16 protein-coding genes are annotated in these 17,897 nt (G+C 69.6%); 6 read left to right on the forward strand and 10 right to left on the reverse strand.

Annotated features, from left to right (window positions below):
- Window positions 1–14: 14 nt before the first annotated feature.
- From YWY_RS0111710 to YWY_RS21645, 5 genes are all read right to left on the reverse strand, one after another.
- Entirely contained in the window at window positions 15–797 is a 783-nt protein-coding gene (locus YWY_RS0111710; protein ID WP_245566646.1) for an ABC transporter ATP-binding protein, read from the reverse strand.
- A 33-nt stretch (window positions 798–830) separates the two neighbouring features.
- On the reverse strand, window positions 831–1,754 hold the full coding sequence (locus YWY_RS21635; protein WP_051310170.1) for a cyclase family protein: 924 nt from the start codon (window positions 1,752–1,754) through the stop codon (window positions 831–833).
- Window positions 1,741–3,672 carry a flavin-containing monooxygenase gene (locus YWY_RS21640; RefSeq protein WP_156899209.1) on the reverse strand — a complete coding sequence of 644 codons (1,932 nt, stop codon included), beginning with the start codon at window positions 3,670–3,672 and terminating at the stop codon, window positions 1,741–1,743. The genes YWY_RS21635 and YWY_RS21640 overlap by 14 nt, the downstream gene beginning before the upstream one ends.
- 52 nt (window positions 3,673–3,724) lie before the next feature.
- Entirely contained in the window at window positions 3,725–4,810 is a 1,086-nt protein-coding gene (locus YWY_RS0111725; protein WP_156899210.1) for an ABC transporter substrate-binding protein, read from the reverse strand.
- Between the two features lie 80 nt (window positions 4,811–4,890).
- Window positions 4,891–5,763: an ABC transporter permease gene (locus tag YWY_RS21645; RefSeq protein ID WP_038045031.1), complete on the reverse strand. Its 873-nt coding sequence runs from the start codon at window positions 5,761–5,763 to the stop codon at window positions 4,891–4,893.
- Between the two features lie 253 nt (window positions 5,764–6,016).
- Here YWY_RS21645 and YWY_RS21650 point away from each other — a divergent pair, with 253 nt between their 5' ends.
- The 3 genes from YWY_RS21650 to YWY_RS0111745 all read left to right on the forward strand — a co-directional run bounded on the left by YWY_RS21650 (window position 6,017) and on the right by YWY_RS0111745 (window position 9,367).
- A complete protein-coding gene (locus tag YWY_RS21650) occupies window positions 6,017–6,937 on the forward strand; it encodes a LysR substrate-binding domain-containing protein (RefSeq protein WP_051310172.1) in 921 nt (306 codons plus the stop codon).
- An 82-nt stretch (window positions 6,938–7,019) separates the two neighbouring features.
- A complete protein-coding gene (locus tag YWY_RS0111740) occupies window positions 7,020–8,171 on the forward strand; it encodes a CaiB/BaiF CoA transferase family protein (protein WP_028847759.1) in 1,152 nt (383 codons plus the stop codon).
- Complete coding sequence (locus tag YWY_RS0111745; protein ID WP_028847760.1) at window positions 8,171–9,367, forward strand: acyl-CoA dehydrogenase family protein; 1,197 nt, start codon at window positions 8,171–8,173, stop codon at window positions 9,365–9,367. Before YWY_RS0111740 ends, YWY_RS0111745 begins: the two co-directional genes overlap by 1 nt.
- 493 nt (window positions 9,368–9,860) lie before the next feature.
- Here YWY_RS0111745 and YWY_RS0111750 read toward each other — a convergent pair whose 3' ends face one another.
- On the reverse strand, window positions 9,861–10,262 hold the full coding sequence (locus YWY_RS0111750) for a VOC family protein (RefSeq protein ID WP_028847761.1): 402 nt from the start codon (window positions 10,260–10,262) through the stop codon (window positions 9,861–9,863).
- A 100-nt stretch (window positions 10,263–10,362) separates the two neighbouring features.
- Entirely contained in the window at window positions 10,363–11,019 is a 657-nt protein-coding gene (locus tag YWY_RS0111755; RefSeq protein ID WP_028847762.1) for a biliverdin-producing heme oxygenase, read from the reverse strand.
- A gap of 263 nt (window positions 11,020–11,282) precedes the next feature.
- Between YWY_RS0111755 and YWY_RS0111760 the strand changes: the two genes are divergently transcribed.
- Window positions 11,283–11,807, forward strand: coding sequence for a hypothetical protein (locus YWY_RS0111760; protein ID WP_028847763.1), 525 nt, complete (start codon window positions 11,283–11,285; stop codon window positions 11,805–11,807).
- 126 nt (window positions 11,808–11,933) lie between these two features.
- Here YWY_RS0111760 and YWY_RS0111765 read toward each other — a convergent pair whose 3' ends face one another.
- Complete coding sequence (locus YWY_RS0111765) at window positions 11,934–12,902, reverse strand: glutamate ABC transporter substrate-binding protein (RefSeq protein WP_342665111.1); 969 nt, start codon at window positions 12,900–12,902, stop codon at window positions 11,934–11,936.
- A complete protein-coding gene (locus YWY_RS0111770) occupies window positions 12,899–14,119 on the reverse strand; it encodes a hypothetical protein (protein ID WP_051310173.1) in 1,221 nt (406 codons plus the stop codon). Before YWY_RS0111770 ends, YWY_RS0111765 begins: the two co-directional genes overlap by 4 nt.
- Window positions 14,120–14,562: 443 nt before the next feature.
- Between YWY_RS0111770 and YWY_RS0111775 the strand changes: the two genes are divergently transcribed.
- Window positions 14,563–15,996, forward strand: coding sequence for a Gfo/Idh/MocA family protein (locus YWY_RS0111775; RefSeq protein ID WP_156899212.1), 1,434 nt, complete (start codon window positions 14,563–14,565; stop codon window positions 15,994–15,996).
- A gap of 867 nt (window positions 15,997–16,863) precedes the next feature.
- Here the strand turns inward: YWY_RS0111775 and YWY_RS21660 are convergent.
- Entirely contained in the window at window positions 16,864–17,298 is a 435-nt protein-coding gene (locus tag YWY_RS21660) for an ATP-binding protein (RefSeq protein WP_051310174.1), read from the reverse strand.
- Between the two features lie 218 nt (window positions 17,299–17,516).
- Here YWY_RS21660 and YWY_RS21665 point away from each other — a divergent pair, with 218 nt between their 5' ends.
- Complete coding sequence (locus tag YWY_RS21665) at window positions 17,517–17,894, forward strand: STAS domain-containing protein (RefSeq protein WP_084609205.1); 378 nt, start codon at window positions 17,517–17,519, stop codon at window positions 17,892–17,894.
- Window positions 17,895–17,897 lie beyond the last annotated feature (3 nt).

Consider the following 17,897-nt stretch of genomic DNA (forward strand, 5'->3'; position numbering starts at 1 on the left):
GGCGACGGCTCGGCTCAGACGCGGTGGTCGGCGTGGTCCTTGAGGATCGTCCAGAGGCGTTCCTCCAGGTCGCGGAAGCCCGGCGAGGTGCGCAGCTCCGGATCGCGCGGGCGGGGGAAGGGGACGTCGACGGAGTCGACGATCCGTCCGGGACGTGCCGACATCACCAAGATCCGGTCGCCGAGGAGGATCGCCTCCTCCAAGCTGTGGGTCACGAACACGACCGTCCTGCCGGTGTTGCCGACGATCTCCAGCAGCTCCTCCTGCAGCCGGCGCCGCAGCTGGGCGTCGAGCGCAGCGAACGGCTCGTCCATGAGGAGGATCTCCGGCTCGGCGACGAGGGCGCGCGCGATGGCGACCCGCTGCAGCATGCCGCCGGACAGCTCCATCGGATAGGCCGACTCGAACTTGCCGAGATCCATCCGGTCGAGCCATTCCCGCACGCGCTCGGCCTTCTCCGCCTTGCTGAGCGTGCTGCGCGCGAGCCCGAGCGCGACGTTGTCGAAGACGCTCATCCACGGGTAGACGCTGTAGTCCTGGAACACCATGGACGTGAGCGGCCGATCGCTACTCGCCTTCGTGATCTCCACGGCGCCCTCGCTCGGCCGCTGGAGCCCGTCGAGCATCCGCAGCAGGGTGGACTTCCCGCAGCCGGAAGGCCCGACGATCGTCAGGAACTCACCCTCGTAGACGACGGCGTCGACGGTGTCGAGCGCGGGAACGTCGGTCCGTCCCCGGTAGACCTTGCTGACGTTGCGAATGACCGCCTTGACCGGCCTGGCTGCGTTCTCCACCACCTGGCTGTCCTCCGATCTCGGTGGGTTGGCTCGTCACTTGATCGCGATGGCGTTCGGGGGCGACCCGACACCTCCGACGATGCCGAGCGGGCTCGAGGTGACAAGGCAGTCGGCGAACCCGTCGGCCGAACACTCGGCGGCCAGGTCGTCCAGCCACCACAGCTCGCCCAGCGGCATCCCGAGGCGGGCCAGCAGACGGTGGTGGAGCGACCCCTCCCGCTTGCTGGGCAGCGCCTCGACGCCGGGAGCGTCCGAGGCGATCGCCAGGAATCCGTGGTCCCAGAGGTATTCGGCCACCGCCGCCGACGCTTCGAGCCCTGGCGCGACGCGCGCGTCGCGAACGGCCTGCCGCCGTTCGAGCGGTTGGCTGCGGTACCAGGAGATCCAGCCGGTACGCACCAGGAGGATGTCGCCGCGGCGGTACTCCACACCGGCTGCTTCGCGCGCCGCCTCCAGCGCGTCGATGCCGACGGCCGTCGACGCCGCGAATGCGTCCGTCCCGCCCGCTGCCCACAGGGCGTCGCTGATGTCCAGCACGACGCCGCGCCCCACGATGCCCCGAGCCGCCCAGTGATGCACCCCGTGCTCTTCTCGACCCAGGCCGTTGTAGAAGCCGAGCTCGGGATCCGGCACGTGCAGGAACCCGTCCCACTGGGACGAGGACTGCGGATAGAAGTTGTCCAGCACGTCGTCGAGGTTTCCCCTCGGCGTGGTGAACACGTCGTGCCGCGGCAGCTGGCGCTGGAACAGCGGCGGGGTCGGCTCGGTCAGCGGCAGGTTGAGGGAGAACACCTTGCCGCTGCGCACGGACCGCACCGCCCCGAGGACGGTTTCGGCCGACTGCCGGTTCAGCGTCCCGAACACGTCGTCGGCGCCGAAGACCCCGTGCGCGCTCCCGCCGGGGAGGTCGGCCCAGCGCTGCTCCCGCGTGCTCGGTGCACGGTCACGCGAAGACATGCGTGTCCTCCGACTTCCACAGGATCTGCGCGTAGTCGTGCAGGCGCCACGGCATGTTCACGTTCTGCCGACCGAACGAATTCACGTAGTAGTTGCGGTCCTTGGGCGCCTCACCTTCCCAGATGAGCCGCTCCATCTCGATGTCCATCAGCGCGTTGTACTTGTCGAACGCCTCGACGGTGACCTCGCACCGGCGGTGGCCGGACTCGATGGTCTGCACGATCAGGCCGGCTGCGAAGTCGATCCACAGCTCGAGCGCGGCCACGTAGCTGCCGCCGCGCGGCTGTCCGTTCGGCCCGTACATGATGAAGAAGTTGGGGAAGCCCGGCACCTCGACTCCGGCGTAGGCGCGCGGGCCGTCCTTGGCCCAGACGTCTTCCAGGGTCCGGCCGTCCGGCCCGTAGTACTTGGCAGGCAGCGTGTACTTCTCGACCTCGAATCCCGTGGCCAGCACGAGCGCGTCGCACTCGTAAGCGGTCCCGTCCGCCGCGATCACGCTGTTGCGTCCGAGCGCGGCCACTCCTCGGGGGATCAGGGTGACGTTCGGCTTGACGATCGCGTCGTACCAGCCGTTGTCGACCACCAGGCGCCGGGCCAGCGGCGCGTAGTCGGGTGTGCACGCCTCCCGCAGGTCCGGGCGGTCGGCGAGTTTCGTCGCGATGTAGGCCTTGAGGTTCTCCCGGAGGCCGTCGTTCCTGCGGCTCACCAGGCCCCCGGCCGCCTGCCATGCGCGGTCGTACTCCTGGGCGTCACCGAGCGAGCCGCGGATGAGGCGGGCGTTGAAGCACGACCACTTCCAGTAGAAGGGCACGTTGTCGTGCAGCCACTGAATCTGCTCGGAGACCTTCTCCTTGTATTTCTCCAGCGGCGAGATCCACTGCGGCGTGCGCTGGAAGACGGTCACGTGGTCCGCCTTGTTCGCCAGCCACGGCAGGATCTGCACGCCGGTCGACCCGTTGCCAGCGATCGCCACCCGCTTCCCGGTCGGATCGAAGCCCGGGTCCCACTGCGCGCTGTGCACGATCGGTCCCTCGAACTCCTCCAGGCCGGGGAACGCGGGGATCTTCGGCGTGGAGAACAGACCGGAACCGCTGACGACGAAGTTCGCCGTCTCCTTCCACTCCGCACCGGTCTTGTCGCGCAGCACGAGCTCCCACATCGAGGTCTCGGCGTTGAACCGGCCTTCGACCAGCTCGGTCTCGAGGCGAATGTGCGGCGTCACGCCGTACGAGCTCGCCACGTACTCGAGGTACTGCCGCACCTCCTCCTGCGACGCGTAGTGCTCCTTCCACGGGTACTTTTCGACGAAGCTGAACTGGTAGACGTAGCTCGTCGTGTCCACGCGCGCCTCGGGGAACTGGTTCCGCTCCCATGTCCCGCCGATGCGCGGCTGCTTGTCGACGACCAAGTAGGGGATGCCGAGCTCTTGCAGCCGCACCGCCATCCCGATGCCGCTGAAGCCGGCCCCGACGACGAGGACACGCCAGCCGGACGGGTCGACGTCGGTGGACCACCTCGCTCGCGTCGACACGCCGCACGCCTCCTCGAGGCCGAGCTCGCGGATCGCCAGCCGGAACTCCGCCTCCCGCGGTCGGGTTCCCAGCAGGAACCCGACCGCGTCGCGGATGCGGTCCTGGTCGAAGTCCGGAGCCATGGCCGACTCCGGACGCTGATCGAGGTCGGGCGAGGTCAGCAGCTCGAACGCCAACTCCCGCACCCTTTGCGCGTCGCTCTCGCTGAGCGTCTGCTCGATGAAGGCGCCGCCACGACGCTCCACTTCGATCGTGCGCATCACCAGCAGCTCGGGGTTGCCCGTCATCAGATACGTCACCGCTCGCAGCACGTTCGGATGGGCGTGCTGGAGGCTTTCCTTGACCTCGTGCGGGTCCAAGCGTCGGGTGTCTCCGATCGAGGGCACGGTGCATCCCGCCTCGTTCTTCACTGGATTTCGGTCCTCTCGTGCGCTCTGGTCAGTCGCGGGCGAGAAGCTTGTTGGCGAAGTCCATGAACCGCTGGTCGATGACCTTGTCCTCGGGCAGCGGCTCGTCGTACTGGAGCAGGTCGTCCCAGCTGCGCCAGGTCTGGTCGAAGGTCCGCGCGTAGTTCTCCGGGAACTCCATCGGCAGGCTGTAGATCGGCGTCGTCATCTTCTTCAGCGCGTCGACCGGCTGCCCGAGCAGTTCGGCGAAGTACTCCTCGCGGCCGCGCAGCCACTCGCCTTGCAGCTCGTCGCGGTAGAGCTCGGCCAGCGCAGCGACGAACGCGTACCCGCGCTCGGGGTGGTCGCGGAGGATCGACTTGCCGAAGGCGACCGATCCGTTGGGGAAGCCGAACTCCATCTGGCGCGCGACGAAGACGGCGTGGCCCGCCTCCTCCACCGTGGCCGTGATCGGCTCCTGGATGAGGCCGCAGAACAGGCCACCCTTTTCCAAGGCGGCGACCTGGTCGGCGGTGCTCATCTGCACCACCTCGACGTCGGTGACCGGGATGTCGTTCTCCTTGAGGTTCTTGACGATCTGGATCATCGACACGCCGCGGTTGGCCTGCGAGGAGCCGATCTTCTTGCCGCGGATCATGTCCCAGGAGAACGGCTTGCCGCCCATGTCGTCGACCCGGCAGTACAGGCCGTCCTTGGCGTCCTCGGCCTGGATCTGGGTCGGCGCGACGACGGCGAGGTCGGCGCCGTTGTGGATCGCGTTGAACATGCCGACGTCGGGTGCGCTGTAGTTCCCGTCGAGCTGCCCGGTGGACATGAGCGGATAGGAGTCCGTGCCGGGCATGTTCTCGATCTTCACGGTGAGGTTCCGGCGCTTGAACGCGTCGTGCCCGGCCGCGGCCATGTACAGCGGGATCGTGAAGGCGGTGGGAGCAGCCGTGGCGATGGTGATCGTCGCGGGCTCGGCGAGCACCCCTTCTTCGTCCATGACCCCGTCGGCGATCAGCTGCTCCGCCGAGCCGGCGGCGGAAGTGTCGTCGCCGTCACCCATCCCCGCGCATCCGGTGGTCAGCAGGAGCGCGCCGACGACGAGTCCTGCACTGAGTCTCTTGGCGTACACTCGCAGGTTCCTTTCTCTCCATTGAGACAAGGGATTCGCACGCTTGCGGCCTGGCCCGCTCGGCGGGAGCGGACGGGCGGCTAACGGCGGCGCTTCATCGACTTCGGACCCCAGGGCACGGCCACTCGCGCCGCGATCGTGACGAGCTTGGTCAGGACGTAACCCAGCAAGCCGACGCAGACGATCCCGGCGTACATCCGCTCAGTGGCGAAGATCTGCCACGACCGCCAGATCAGGCTGCCGATTCCTTCGCTGCTCATGACGAACTCGACGCCGACGATGAGCAGCACGGCGTTGCCGACCGCGATGCGCAGGCCGACGAAGTACTCGGGGAGCACCGCGGGAACGAGCACGCGGCGCAACCGCTGGCCTCGGGTGAGCTCGAGCGACTCGGCCGTCTCCAGGTAGCCGTGCGCGACGCCCATGGTCGCCTCGAGCATCGTGATCCACGCGATGAAGAAGGACCCGATCGCGACGACCACGATGCGCGGGGGTTCACCGAGGCCGAGCAGCAGCATGAACAGCGGCAGCACGGCAAGCTTCGGAACGGTGTAGAGCCCGGACAGCAGCGGGTCGAAGGCTGCGCGCAGCGGGCGGACCAGCCCCATGGCCATGCCGACGACCGTCCCGACGACATTGCCGACTACCAGGCCGATCAGCAGCGTCCGGATGGTGACCAGCAGCGCGGTCGGCAGCATGCCGTTCTCCACGAGCTCCCAGCCGGTGACGGCGATCGAGCTCGGCGGGGGGAAGAAGCGCACGTCGATGATCCCGCCCCGGGCCGCGAGCTCCCACAGCAGGATCAGCACAATGGGCGTCGCGACGGCCAGGATCGTGTTCTGCCTCTTCAGGCGCCGTTCGTACTTGTCGGGATCTCGGTCGGTGACCCGAGGCTCGATGACGACTTTGACCGGGTTCGGCGTCGCTGTCCGCGACTTCTGTATCACGTTCATGGCCCCTACTCGGTCTTCCATCCACGGAAGTCTGGGCGCCCTCTGGTCCGAAGTGAGCACCCCGCCCGCGGGTGCGACGACTCCGCTCGGCTACGTCTGATTGCTCATCCAGTGAGAGGAGGTCAGGGTCCGTCTGCCCCTCCGTACCACCACCCGACCGATTGGTCGGTCGCGTACACGATGCCTCATGGCGGGGGCCTCGTCAACAGTCGATTTCTCGGCTTTGCCGAATTCCGGTCGTACGCTCAAGCCGGTGGACGTGAACCAGGCACGTGCTTTTCTCGCGGTCGCAGAGGAGCTGCACTTCGGCCGGGCGGCGCTCCGCCTGCACATGGCCCAGCCGCCGCTGAGCCGCCTCATCCGCGCGCTCGAGGCGCAGCTCGGGGTCACCTTGTTCGAGCGCAGCCCGCGCAAAGTGAGCCTCACGCCTGCCGGCGAAGCGCTCATCGAACCGGCCCGTGAACTCCTCATGCAGTCCGAGCGCATCCGTCCCCTGCTCCAGCGCGTGCAGCGCGGCGAGATCGGCCGGGTGCGCCTGGGGTTCTCGGGCGCGTCGGTGAACTCGATCGTGAGCGCGATCGTGCGTGCGGTGCGTGCTCGGCGCCCGGGCATCGGGATCGAGCTGTACGGGTCCCAGCTGTCCTCGCCTGGCATGGAACGCCTGCGCTCGCACGCGCTGGATGCGATCGTCGGTCGCTGGGACGTGCTGCCTCGGGACGTCGCATCCCACGTCGTCGCTCACGAGGAGCTGGTCATCGCCCTTCCCGACAACCACCGGCTCGTCTCGGCCGAGCGCATCACCGCGGCGGACCTCGCCGACGAGTCCTGGATCGTCCTGCCCGGCGGCGGTGGTGCCACGCTCTCGACACGGCTGCACGAGCTGTCGATTCGTGGCCGGTTCGTGCCGAAGATCGTCGCGACCGCGCCGGACTCGGCGACCCAGCTGCTCATGGTCGACGCGGGCAACGGCATCGCGCTGACGTTCTCCGGCGTGCGCGAGAACATCCCCCTCCCGACGGTCGTCTACCGGCCGCTGGCGGCCGAACTCGCCGCGGTCGAGGTCCGGCTCGCGTGGCGGGCGTCGGATGCGAACCCCGCGCTCGCCGAGCTGGTGAGGATCGTCAAGGCCATGCCACCCGTCACCGGCCCGCGACGGCGGCGCGGCCGGGCGTGATCGATGAGCGATACCGAACAGGTATTGCTGGGGTACGAGAGAAGTAATTCACATCATCGTTCGGTTCGGCGACACTGATCACATGTCGCTCCCCCTGGACGGACTGCTCGTCGCGGACTTCAGCCGCGTGCTCGCGGGCCCGTATGCCGCGATGCTGCTCGGAGACCTGGGCGCACGCGTCGTCAAGGTCGAGCACCCGAAGGGCGGCGACGACACCCGTGCCTGGGGTCCGCCGTGGACGGACAACAGCGCCGCCTACTTCGAAAGCGTCAACCGGAACAAGGAGTCGGTCGTCCTCGACCTGGCCGACCCGGCCGATCTCGCGGTGGCCCGCCGGCTCGCCGAGCGCGCCGACGTCCTCATCGAGAACTTCCGGCCCGGAACGATGCGCCGGTACGGCCTGGGGTACGACGACGTGCGGGCGGCCAATCCGGGCGTCGTCTACTGCTCGATTACCGGCTTCGGCCGCACGCACGGAGCGACCCGTCCCGGCTACGACTTCATCGTGCAGGCCGTCGGCGGCCTGATGTCGATCACCGGCGAGCCTGCCGACCGCGGCGGGAAGCCGGTGAAGGTCGGTGTCGCCCTGGTGGACGTGCTCACGGCCAAGGACGCCGTCATCGGCATCCTTGCCGCGCTGCACGCCCGCCGGGCCACCGGGCAGGGCCAGCTCGTCGAGGTCAGCCTCCTCAGCTCGCTGCTCGGGTCGCTGGTGAACCAGGCGTCGAGCTACCTCACGACCGGGGTCGCACCGCGCCGGATGGGGAACGCCCACCCCTCCATCGCGCCGTACGAAGCGCTGCCGTGCGCGGACGGCGACGTCGTCATCGCTTGCGGGAACGACACGCAGTTCCGCCGGCTGGCGGCAGCTCTTGCCGACCCCGGTCTCGCCGACGACGAGCGCTTCGCTACCAACCCTGCGCGGCTGGCCCATCGTGCGGAACTCGCCGAGCGGCTGTCCGCGCTGCTCGCGGACGGAACTGCCGAGGAGTGGTCCGAACGGCTCAACGCCGCGGGGGTTCCCGCCGGGAAGGTGGGGACGGTGGCGGACGGGTTCGCGCTGGCGGAGCGTCTTGGCCTGGATCCCCTTGTCGACGTCGGACCGGGGCGGCCGGCGCAGGTCCGCCACCCGATCAGCTACTCCCAGACCCCGGTCGTGCGATACACCCCACCGCCTCGCCTCGGTGAGCACAGCTCCCAGGTTCGCGAGTGGCTACGAGAGGACGAGAAGTGATGAGCACTGTCGACCCCATGCAGCTGCCTGCCCCGGACCCCTCGGATCCAGCCGGGCTGGACGACCTGCTGACCGGGGACGAGAAGGCCGTGCGGGCGGCCGTGCGCCAGATGCTCGACCGGACCGCCGAGCCGTATGTCGCCGAGTGGTTCGAGCAGGGCGAGATCCCCAATGTTCGTGAGCTGGCCAAGGAGCTGGGCGCCCTGGGCGTGCTCGGCATGCACCTGGAGGGCTACGGATGCGCCGGGATGTCGGCGACCGAGTACGGCCTCGCGTGCCTGGAGATCGAGGCGACCGATTCGGGGCTGCGTTCGCTCGTGTCGGTGCAGGGCTCGCTGGCGATGTTCGCGATCTGGCGGTGGGGGTCGGAGGAGCAGAAGCAGGAGTGGCTGCCGCAGATGGCTGCCGGGGAGAAGATCGGCTGCTTCGGCCTCACCGAACCTGACGTCGGCTCGGATCCCGCCGCCCTGAAAACGCGTGCCCGCCGCGACGGCTCCGACTGGATCCTCGACGGGCGCAAGATGTGGATATCGAACGCGCCGTTCGCGGACGTCGCGATCGTGTGGGCGCGGACGGACGACGGGATCCGCGGATTCGTCGTGCCGGTCGGCACGCCGGGCTTCGCCGTGAACGAGATCAAGCACAAGCTGTCGCTGCGCGCCTCCGCCACGGGTGAGCTCGTGCTCGACAACGTGCGGCTGCCGGACTCGGCGATGCTGCCGGAAGCCAGGGGGCTGAAGGGCCCGCTGTCCTGTCTGAACGAAGCCCGGTTCGGCATCGTGTGGGGTGCGCTCGGCGCTGCGCGCACGTGCCTGGAGGCCGCGCGCACCTACGCGCGCGAGCGTGTGCAGTTCGACCGCCCGATCGGGGCTTTCCAGCTCACCCAGCACAAGCTCGCGACCATGTCGCTGGAGTACATCAAGGGCTATTTGCTCGCCGTGCACCTCGGACGCCGCAAGGACGCCGGCAAGTTGCGCCCCGAGCAGGTGAGCATCGGCAAGCTCAACAACGTGCGCGCCGCGCTGGACATTTGCCGGACGGCCCGCAGCATCCTCGGGGCGAACGGCATCTCGCTGGAGTACCCGGTCATCCGCCACATGAACAACCTCGAGTCCGTGCTCACCTACGAGGGCACCGAGGAGATGCACACGCTCGTGCTCGGCAAGGTGCTCACCGGGCACGAGGCGTTCCGCTGACCGAGCCCGCCGGTCGAGTCACCGACGCCGGGGCTGGGGCCGGAGTGCGCGCCGCCGGGCCGCGCTCCCCGGTTCTCCACCCGGTGATGCGGCCATGTCTTGCCGGACGGCATGGTGCACGCGAACTCGACCGGGCCGCCGTCCTGCGTGGCGAGGTAGTTGTCCGTCAGGCGCACCTGCCGCGCCTCCCGAGTGCCGGTCGGCGGCTTGCCTCAGCGAGGTCGAAGGCGATCGCCTCTTGATGAGCTGTGCGAACCGGGGCCACCGGGTCTCCTGGCAGGCGGCCCTGCGTCCAGAAACCCACCGGGCGGCGACGCGTGTCGTCCCCGAATCCGTGGCCGGTGGGGAAGCCGCGACCGCCGAGGACGAGACCGGGGGAGACGCGGCGCGACGCCTTGTTTCGCCTGTGCGGTGGTGCAGTGAGGCGGGTCCCGCCTGTGCGGTGGTGCAGTGAGCCGAGCGCCGCCCGGCCGGCACGGTTGTGTCAGGCCGTTCAGGAGCCGATGTTGACCATCCAGCCGACCCCGAACCGGTCCACCAGCTGGCCGAATTCGTCGCCCCACATCTGCTTCTCCAACGGGACCTCGATCGTGCCGCCGTAGGACAGCTTCTCCCAGTAGCCGCGCAGCTCGGCGGCGTCGTCACCGCTGAGCGAGATGGTGATCGCCGAGCCGGACCTGGGTTCGCCGCCGGGTGGGGTGTCCGACGCCATCAACGTCATGCCGCCCGGTGTGTTCAGGTGCGCGTGCATCATCTTGTCCGCGCCCGGTCCCTCCATCCCGAACTCGCCGAACGTGTTCATGGTCAGCTCGCCGCCGAAGATGTCCCGGTAGAACTCCATCGCCTGCTGCGCGGTGTCCTGGAAGCCGATGTAGGGGTTGAGCGTGGTCGTCATGGCCGCCTCCTCGCGTCCGCAAATGACAGGAGTCCGCCAGGGTAGACCCGAATCCCGGCGGCGGCGCGGTGCGAGGCCCGCGCCGCCGCGGCAACGACACTCACGCAGCGCGGTCGAGCTCGGCGAAGACGGCTTCGTTGTGCCGGAAGGCGACCCGGGCTTCGGCGATGATCCGCTCCCGCTCGGCCGGGTCCCACCCCGCGGTGTCGAGCAGTTCCCGGTAGCGGCGGCGGAACGCCGCAGGGCTGCCCAGGGCGCTGAAGTCGTAGAACCGTGCCCCGGCACCATCGATGTCGTATCTCGTCCGCAGCCGCGAACGGATGACCTGCCCGCCGGAGATGTCGCCCAGGTAGCGGGTGTAGTGATGGGCGACGAACCCGTCCGGCCAGGTCCTGGCCACCTCGGCGATCCGCTCGCAGTACGCGACGGTGGCCGGGCGGGCGACGGCCGCGTCCCGCCACCGCGGTCCGAGCAGGAACTCCAGATCGGCGGTGAGCGCGGGCACCCGATCCAGGCCGGTGATCAGAAAACGGCCCACCACCGGGTGATCGGCCAGCGACCGTCCCGCCTCCTCCAGCGCGGAGTAGATGTGGAAATGCTGCGCGGCCAGCGCCGCGTACCCGGACAACCCGGCCGACCCGTCCAGGAGCTTGGCCACGAAAGCGGACCGTTCGGCCCGCTCGTGCGCTTCCCTGGTGGCTTCCCGCAGCTGCTGCGAGAACGGCGCCTGGTCGATCTGGCGAAGGGCTGCGGTCATACTCGCGAGCGTACGAGGTTCAGTGAGCTTAGGCTAGCCTAAGCGCGCGGTGTGGAACGGTGGGGGAAGCATTACGTCACCTGCGGCCCGGGCCGAACGATCGTCCGCGCGCGGCATCGTGGTGCACGTGCTGGTCGGCCGACACGGTGATCACGGCGATCGTCCCGGCGCGGCATCTTGTTGCCACGGGCGTCGGGGCACCGGGATCCTGGCCAGGATCGACACGAGCGGCGCGCGGGCGTCGCAGGGAGTGAGGTGAGCCGATGCCGCGGGTCAACGGCCCCGAGGTCGTCGCGTTGATGGCCGAGATCATCCGCCGTTCGGTCGGCGTCGAGCTGAACGACGTGCAGCTGGCGACCGCCTTGGCCCTGCACAAGCAGATCCATCGCAGGCGCAGGCGCAGGTCGGTTGCCGAGATCGCCAGGCTGAGCCGGCTGCTGCCGACCCGGCGTGACCGGTCACTGGTGTCGGTCGTCCCGGTCTTCTACGGGGCCGACATGCTCGGGGTGGACGTGGTCGTCCTGGTCGGCGACGAGGCCGAGGCACGCGAGGACGCCACGCTGTACCGGCAGGTGGCCACCATGGCGCCCACAAAGGCCGACATCTACTGCAACGAGGAAGGCCTCACCGCCCCCACCAGTGGGAAGACACGTATCCACGTGGGCCCGCCGGAGCTGCTTCGCGACCTGCCCGGCAAGGCGATGATCATTTCACGGCTGCCGGCGCAGCGCACCGGGGAGCTCGCCGCCGCGATGAGCGGGATCGTCACGCTGCCTGAACCGGACTGAGCGCCGCCCGAGCGGCGCCGTCCGTCCGGGTCGCGCAACGGCAGACCGGCTCCCTTGAGTGCGGTCGGCGCGCGGCGCCGTCACTTCCGGGTCGCGCAACGGCAGACCGGCCTTCCCTGGGCGCCGTCACTTGTACTTGGCGGCCGGGGGAGTCGCCGGACCCAGTGCCGGTTCCAGCCACCGGTGGTAGATGTCGTCCCAGGAATCCTTGCGGATCTCCTCCAGCACGGCGTTGACGTAGCGGACCATGTCGGTGTTCTTCTTCGGGATGCCGATCGCGTACGGCTCCTTGCTGAACGGCTCGCCGACCACGTGCACGCTCGGGTCCTGCCGTGCCATGCCCGCCAGCACCGAGTCGTCCGTGGACACCGCTTCGACCTGCCGTTGCTGCAACAGCAGCAGGCAGTCCGCCAGGTCGTCCACCGCGACCAGATCCGGCGGGGGCGACATCTTGGCCAGGTTCACCAGCGACGTCGAGCCGGCGGGCACGCACACCGGCTTGTTCCCCAGGTCGGACACCTCGGTGTAGTCGGATCCCTTCGGGACCAGGATGCGCTGGCCGGACTCGAAGTAGACGCTGGAGAACTCCGCTTCCTTCCGCCGGTCGCAGGTGACCGTCATGGTGTAGGCGACCAGGTCCACCGACCCGTCCTTGAGCGCGTCCATCCGCTTGCTGGTGGGCAGCGCCTTGAACTGCACCTTGTTCCGGTCGCCGAGCAGTTTTTCGGCGATCTCCCGCACGATGTCGATGTCGAACCCTTCCAGCTCGCCGGTGGTCGGGTTGCGGAAGCCGAACAGGTAGGTGTTCTGGTCGACGCCGGCGATCAGGCGGCCGCGCTTGCGGATCTTCTCCATCGTCGATCCGGGCGGGATCGTCAGCCCCCGGGGCGCCAGGCTGGCCGTCGGGTCACCGCAGTCCGACCCGGATTCCGCCTCTGGCACCTCCGGATCGAGGTGCACACCGGCGGGCATCGGCCGGTCGGCGGGCCGCGGCTTGACCAGCGAACGCGGCGCCACGTCCCCGCCGCAGCCGGCCAGCACCGTCGCCACGGCGAGCAGAGCCGACAACAAACCCAGGAATCTGCTTCGCATCATCGGTACTCCCGCAGCCGCTCGCGCAAACCGTAGGCGATCCCGCCGGCGGCGACGACGCTGAGCACCGCCCAGCCGGGGGTGAGCAGGGTGAGCGAACGAGCCGCCGTCACGATGTCGTCGACGAACTGCTCCCGGCTGGCTTGCAGCGCGCGCTCCAGCCCGGCATCCAGCTGGGCGAACGCGGGAGCGCTTGCCCCGGCCGCGCCTTCGTTGATGGCCCGCTCGACGGCCTCGCCGTGCCTGCCGCCGTTGTCCAGCTTGCGGACCTCGCGGTAGCCCTCCAGCCAGCTACGGGTGGCCCCTGCGGTGTTGGCCAGCGCGGCCGCCACGTCGCCTTCGGCGTCCTGCCTGGCCTTGGCGAGCAGGCCGGACTTGCCGTCCTTGCCGACCAGCTCGTCGGCGAGCTCGTCGAACTGCTCCTCGTACTGGGCGCCGTTGCCGCGCGCGACCAGCGTCAGCAGCTCGTTGGCCCTGGCCTGCAGCGCGACGATCCTGGCCTGCCCGAGCGCGGTCACCCGGTCCGGCCGGGCATCGGCCGCGCTGGTGGCGTGCAGGGTCAGCGCCACCGAGCTCCACAGCAGCCCGACGATCAGCGCCGCCGTGGCGACCACCATGCCGAGGTTCAGCCGTCGTCCGAAGTGTCGCCACAGGTAGACCTGGGTGGCGACGAGTGCGATCAGGGTGACCAGCAGCAGACCGGCGGCCAAGTAGGGGAACCGCACCGCGTCGGCGCGCTCCTCGGCGACCCGGTCGGCCTGGATGGTGTACAGCCGCTCGGCGGCGGGCAGGATCTGGGTCCGCATCACGTGCGACGCCTCCCGCAGGTAGGCCGCACCGATGGGCAGGCCCTGCAGGTTGTTCGCCCTGGCGGCTTCCACCAGGCCCGCGTACACCGGCAGCTGCCTGCTGATCGTGTCGATCTCGCGCGCCACCCGCGGGTCGGTGCCGCGGTCCACCGCGGCAAGGCCGATCGTCTGCCCGGCCAGCGCGATGTCGTCCTCGTAGCGTTTCCGCAGCTCGAGCGAGGCGTTCTGGGCGGCGAGGAACGTGCTCGCCGCCGTCGCGTCCGCCTCGGACAGGGCGCGATACAGCCGCTGCACGTCGGCCGCCGTCGGCTCGTGCCGCTCGGCCAGCTCCCAGGTGGCGTCCGTCTTGGTGTTGGCCGTGGTCACCGTGACCCCGGCGAGCACCGCCACCAGGGCGAGCAGCCCCGCCATGATGAGCGCCAACCGGCCCGGCGTGCGCGACCATGCCCGAGTGAGCCTGTTCTGACGTCTCGCCCGAGGTGGCTGCAACGGCGACACCCGGGTTGCCGAAGCCGTCGGAGCGGACACGTCCTCTGCTGTCCGCTGCACCGTGATGGCCATCCTTTCCCGACTCTCGAAGGTCGTTGAACCTCGCCAAATATGTCGCACTGTACGGCCGAGCGGAAGAGGCAGGTGCAACGCGGTCCGGCTATGTCCGCCAAGCGTCAGCGCGCGATTACGCCATGCAATCGGTGATTGCGCAGCGTGCGCCAAATGATCAATCGAAATGCGTATTTTTGCGTATTTACGCGCCTTTTCGTGCAACTATTGACATTTCTGGCGTTCTGGGTGGACAGTCGGGCCCGGCTGTGAGCTACGTGTCCTGAGCTGGCGAACCAAGGAGTGGCGACACCATGCCTGACCTGCCTGATCTGCCAACCACTTCACGTCGTTCCGTGCTCGGCGGAGCACTGGCCGGCGGCCTGCTCGCCGCCACCAGCTCCGGTACCGCGGCCGCCGCGGACCGTGCCGACGAAGTCGTCCCGGCCCGCAAACCGGGGCAGAAGTCGATGATCGGGGTGCCGTTCGAAGAGCACGACGTGGTCCGCATCGGCCTCATCGGGCTCGGCAACCGCGGGATGGGAATGCTGCCCGGATGGGCTGCGGTGCCGGGCGCGCAGGTCACCGCGGTGTGCGACATCCGGGCCGATCGGGCCAAGCGGGCGGCCGATCGCCTGGTCGAGCTGGGCAAGGACCGGCCGATGGAGTTCGGCGGCTCCGCCGAGTCCTACAAGAAGCTGGTGGCCAGCAGCGACGTGGACTTTGTCTACGTGGCGACGCCGTGGGAGTTCCACTACGAGCACGGCCGGGCGGCGCTGTTGGCGGGCAAGCACGTCGGGGTCGAGCTGCCCATCGCCACCGAGCTGCACGAGCTGTGGAGCCTGGTGGACACCAGCGAGCGGACCCGCAAGCACTTGTTCCTGATGGAGAACTGCTGCTACGGGCGCAACGAGATGGCGATGCTGCGCATGGCGCACGAAGGCCTGTTCGGGGACATCACCAACGGTCACGGCGGCTACCTGCACGACCTGCGCGAGCTGCTGTTCTCCCCGACCTACTACACCGACGCCTGGCGGCGGAAGTGGCACATGCGCAGCATCGGCAGCCTGTACCCGATGCACGGCCTGGCCCCGATCGCGGCGTGCATGGACATCAACCGCGGCGACCGGTTCACCACGCTGCGCGCCACGTCGACCGAGCCGAAGGGGCTGTACGACTACCGGGAGCGGTTCATCCCGAAGGACGACCCGATCTGGGAGGAGACCTACGTCAACGGCGACCTGGTGACCTGCCTGCTGGAGACCGAGCAGGGCCGGATCGTGCGGGCCGAGCACGACGTCAGCTCGCCCCGCCCGTACAGCAGGATCAACTCGCTGGCGGGCAGTCGCGGCATCGTGGAGGACTACGTGGGCGGCGGCAACTCCAACGCCCGCGCCTACTTCGAGCCGGACCACAGCGGCCACACCTGGCGCAGCTTCGACAGCTACCGCGACCGGTTCGACCACTGGCTGTGGAAGAAGGTCGGAGACAACCCGGACAACCCCGGCGGCCACGGCGGCATGGACTACGTGCTGCAGTGGCGGATCGTGCAGCAGATGCGCGCGGGCCTGGTGCCGGACATCGACGTGTACGACTCGGCGGTGTGGTGCTCGCCGGTGCCGCTGAGCGTGATGTCGTTGCAGCGCGGCGGGCGCCCGGTGAAGGTGCCGGACTTCACCCGTGGCCAGTGGAAGAAGTCCCGGCCAGGGCTGGACTCGCCGGAAACCGACATGCCACCGGTGGGCTGACGCCGGACGGCACGGGTCAGCGTGACATGCGGCGGCCCCGGCACTCGCTCGTCGTGCGCGAGGGAGGCCGGGGCTGCCCCTTGCCGTCGGTGCGGAGCCGGTCCGCTGGGTGGTTGGCGCACGTGTGTCGGTGCGGGTGGGCCGCACGGACTCGGTCTAGGAGTCGCGGACCGAGGTCCCTGGCTGTGGTGTGCAGGGGTTGGCCAAAGCCGCTGATCCGAGGTGGCGGCTCGCGTGGGGCACCGGTGCTGGGGTTGGCCAATGCGGCTGCTACGAGGTGGGCGGCATGGGGTCCGGCACCGGTGCTGGGGCTGGCCGCGGCAGGTGGCCGACGGGTTGCCCGAAACCGGATTCGGTACCTGGTGGCTCGGCATCGGGTGGGTGTGTGCCGGCCGCGCCCCGAAGCGGCGTTCCCGGCCGGCCGGTCAGCGACCGTGAGGTGCGCCGGGGGCGGAGTGGTTCGGGAGCGCCGGTGGCTGCGGCCGGTGCGGCGGTGGTTCCGGGCGTGCGGGTGGCTCGGGCTTGGCTGGCGGTTGCGGCCTAGGGGTGGGCGGTGGTTCGCGATGCGGCAGGGGTGGCCGCGGACCGGGGCCCGGTGGCCGCGGTGCGGGATCCGGCCGGGGTGGCTCGGGATGCGGATCCGGCTCCGGCAGCGGCGGCTGCGGATCGGGGATCGGTGGTTCCGGTTGCGGCTCGGGGCCGGGTGGCACCGGGTCCGGCTCCGGCAACGGCGGGACCGGATCGGGATCGGGCCGCGGAATCGGGTCCGGAGGCGTCGGGTGGTTCACAGCCGACCGGGCCTCGTCGGCGGTCGCGCCTGCCCGCCCGTGCCGTCGCCGGGCGTGGTGCGGACACCCCGATGCGTGATCAATGAATCTCCTCGGCCCGGCCCTCCGGCGCGGACACCGGCTTGGCCTTGGCCAGCTCGATGTGCACCTGGCCCGCGCGCGCCCAGCCGCGGGCCCGGTCCGTCAGGGTGGTCAGCACCCGCCAGCCGAACGTCTGCGTGCTGGGTGGCTCCCGGTCGGAGGCGACCGATGCGCGGAACACGATCTCCTCGTCGCGCACGGTGAACCGGCAGATCAGCAGCGAATCCGGGCGGGCGAGCACGATGAGCGACGAGCAGGCCTCGTCGACCGCGAGCTCCAGATCCGAAATGGCGTCGAGATCGAGGTCGGCGCGCATGGCGATGGTGACCGCCACGGCGCGCACCACCGGCAGGTGCACCGCTTCGGCGCCCAAGCGGATCTCGACGTCGTCGCGGGCGGCGATCGCCGGTGCGTGATGGTCTGCTCCGTCCACCAGGTTCCTTTCCCTCGCGCATGGCTCTCGCGCAAGCCACCCTGCGGATGAGCCGGACGTGTTCACCACGATGTACCCCGTGTCCGCCGGAAGCAACCGAAGCGGGCCATCACCCTGGTGCGGCTGGTTGATTGCCTCGGCCCGGTCCCCGTCCGTAGGCTGACCGTGACGGCCGACGCGATTGCCGGGTCGGTGCTCGATGTTCGGAAAGGGCTACCATGTCGGTTTCCTCGTCCACGCCAGGGCCTGCGTCCTCGGCGGGCGATGTCACCGTGCGCGTCGACCGGCGGGATTCCGCCGCGGTGCTGCGGGTGACCGGCGAGATCGACATGAGCACCGCGGACCGGCTCACCGCCGGGCTCGACGACGCGTTGCGCGACCAGCCCAGCGTGGTGGTGGTGGACCTGCAGGGCGTGCGCTTCTTTGCGTCGGCAGGCGTCTCCGCGCTGGTCGCCGCCAGGGACACGGTCGGAGAGCGCACCCGGTTCGCGGTGGTGGTCAAGGGGAACGCGGTCCTGCGCTCGCTCAGGCTGAGCGGAGCCGATCTCGACTTGCCGCGCTACGACTCGGTGGACGCGGCGCTGGCGGACGCCTGAACT

Source organism: Thermocrispum agreste DSM 44070, from assembly GCF_000427905.1.
In the GTDB taxonomy this organism is placed as follows: Bacteria; Actinomycetota; Actinomycetes; order Mycobacteriales; family Pseudonocardiaceae; genus Thermocrispum; species Thermocrispum agreste.

Excerpts from the sequence above, each read along its gene's own strand:
- YWY_RS0111775 (WP_156899212.1), top strand. The coding sequence starts at position 14,563 with ATGCCTGACCTGCCTGATCTGCCAACCACTTCACGTCGTTCCGTGCTC.
- YWY_RS0111760 (WP_028847763.1), top strand. The coding sequence starts at position 11,283 with ATGCCGCGGGTCAACGGCCCCGAGGTCGTCGCGTTGATGGCCGAGATC.
- YWY_RS0111770 (WP_051310173.1), bottom strand. The coding sequence starts at position 14,119 with ATGGCGGGGCTGCTCGCCCTGGTGGCGGTGCTCGCCGGGGTCACGGTG.
- YWY_RS21645 (WP_038045031.1), bottom strand. The coding sequence starts at position 5,763 with ATGAACGTGATACAGAAGTCGCGGACAGCGACGCCGAACCCGGTCAAA.
- YWY_RS0111755 (WP_028847762.1), bottom strand. The coding sequence starts at position 11,019 with ATGACCGCAGCCCTTCGCCAGATCGACCAGGCGCCGTTCTCGCAGCAG.
- YWY_RS21665 (WP_084609205.1), top strand. The coding sequence starts at position 17,517 with ATGTCGGTTTCCTCGTCCACGCCAGGGCCTGCGTCCTCGGCGGGCGAT.
- YWY_RS0111745 (WP_028847760.1), top strand. The coding sequence starts at position 8,171 with ATGAGCACTGTCGACCCCATGCAGCTGCCTGCCCCGGACCCCTCGGAT.
- YWY_RS21635 (WP_051310170.1), bottom strand. The coding sequence starts at position 1,754 with ATGTCTTCGCGTGACCGTGCACCGAGCACGCGGGAGCAGCGCTGGGCC.
- YWY_RS0111765 (WP_342665111.1), bottom strand. The coding sequence starts at position 12,902 with ATGATGCGAAGCAGATTCCTGGGTTTGTTGTCGGCTCTGCTCGCCGTG.
- YWY_RS0111750 (WP_028847761.1), bottom strand. The coding sequence starts at position 10,262 with ATGACGACCACGCTCAACCCCTACATCGGCTTCCAGGACACCGCGCAG.
- YWY_RS0111740 (WP_028847759.1), top strand. The coding sequence starts at position 7,020 with ATGTCGCTCCCCCTGGACGGACTGCTCGTCGCGGACTTCAGCCGCGTG.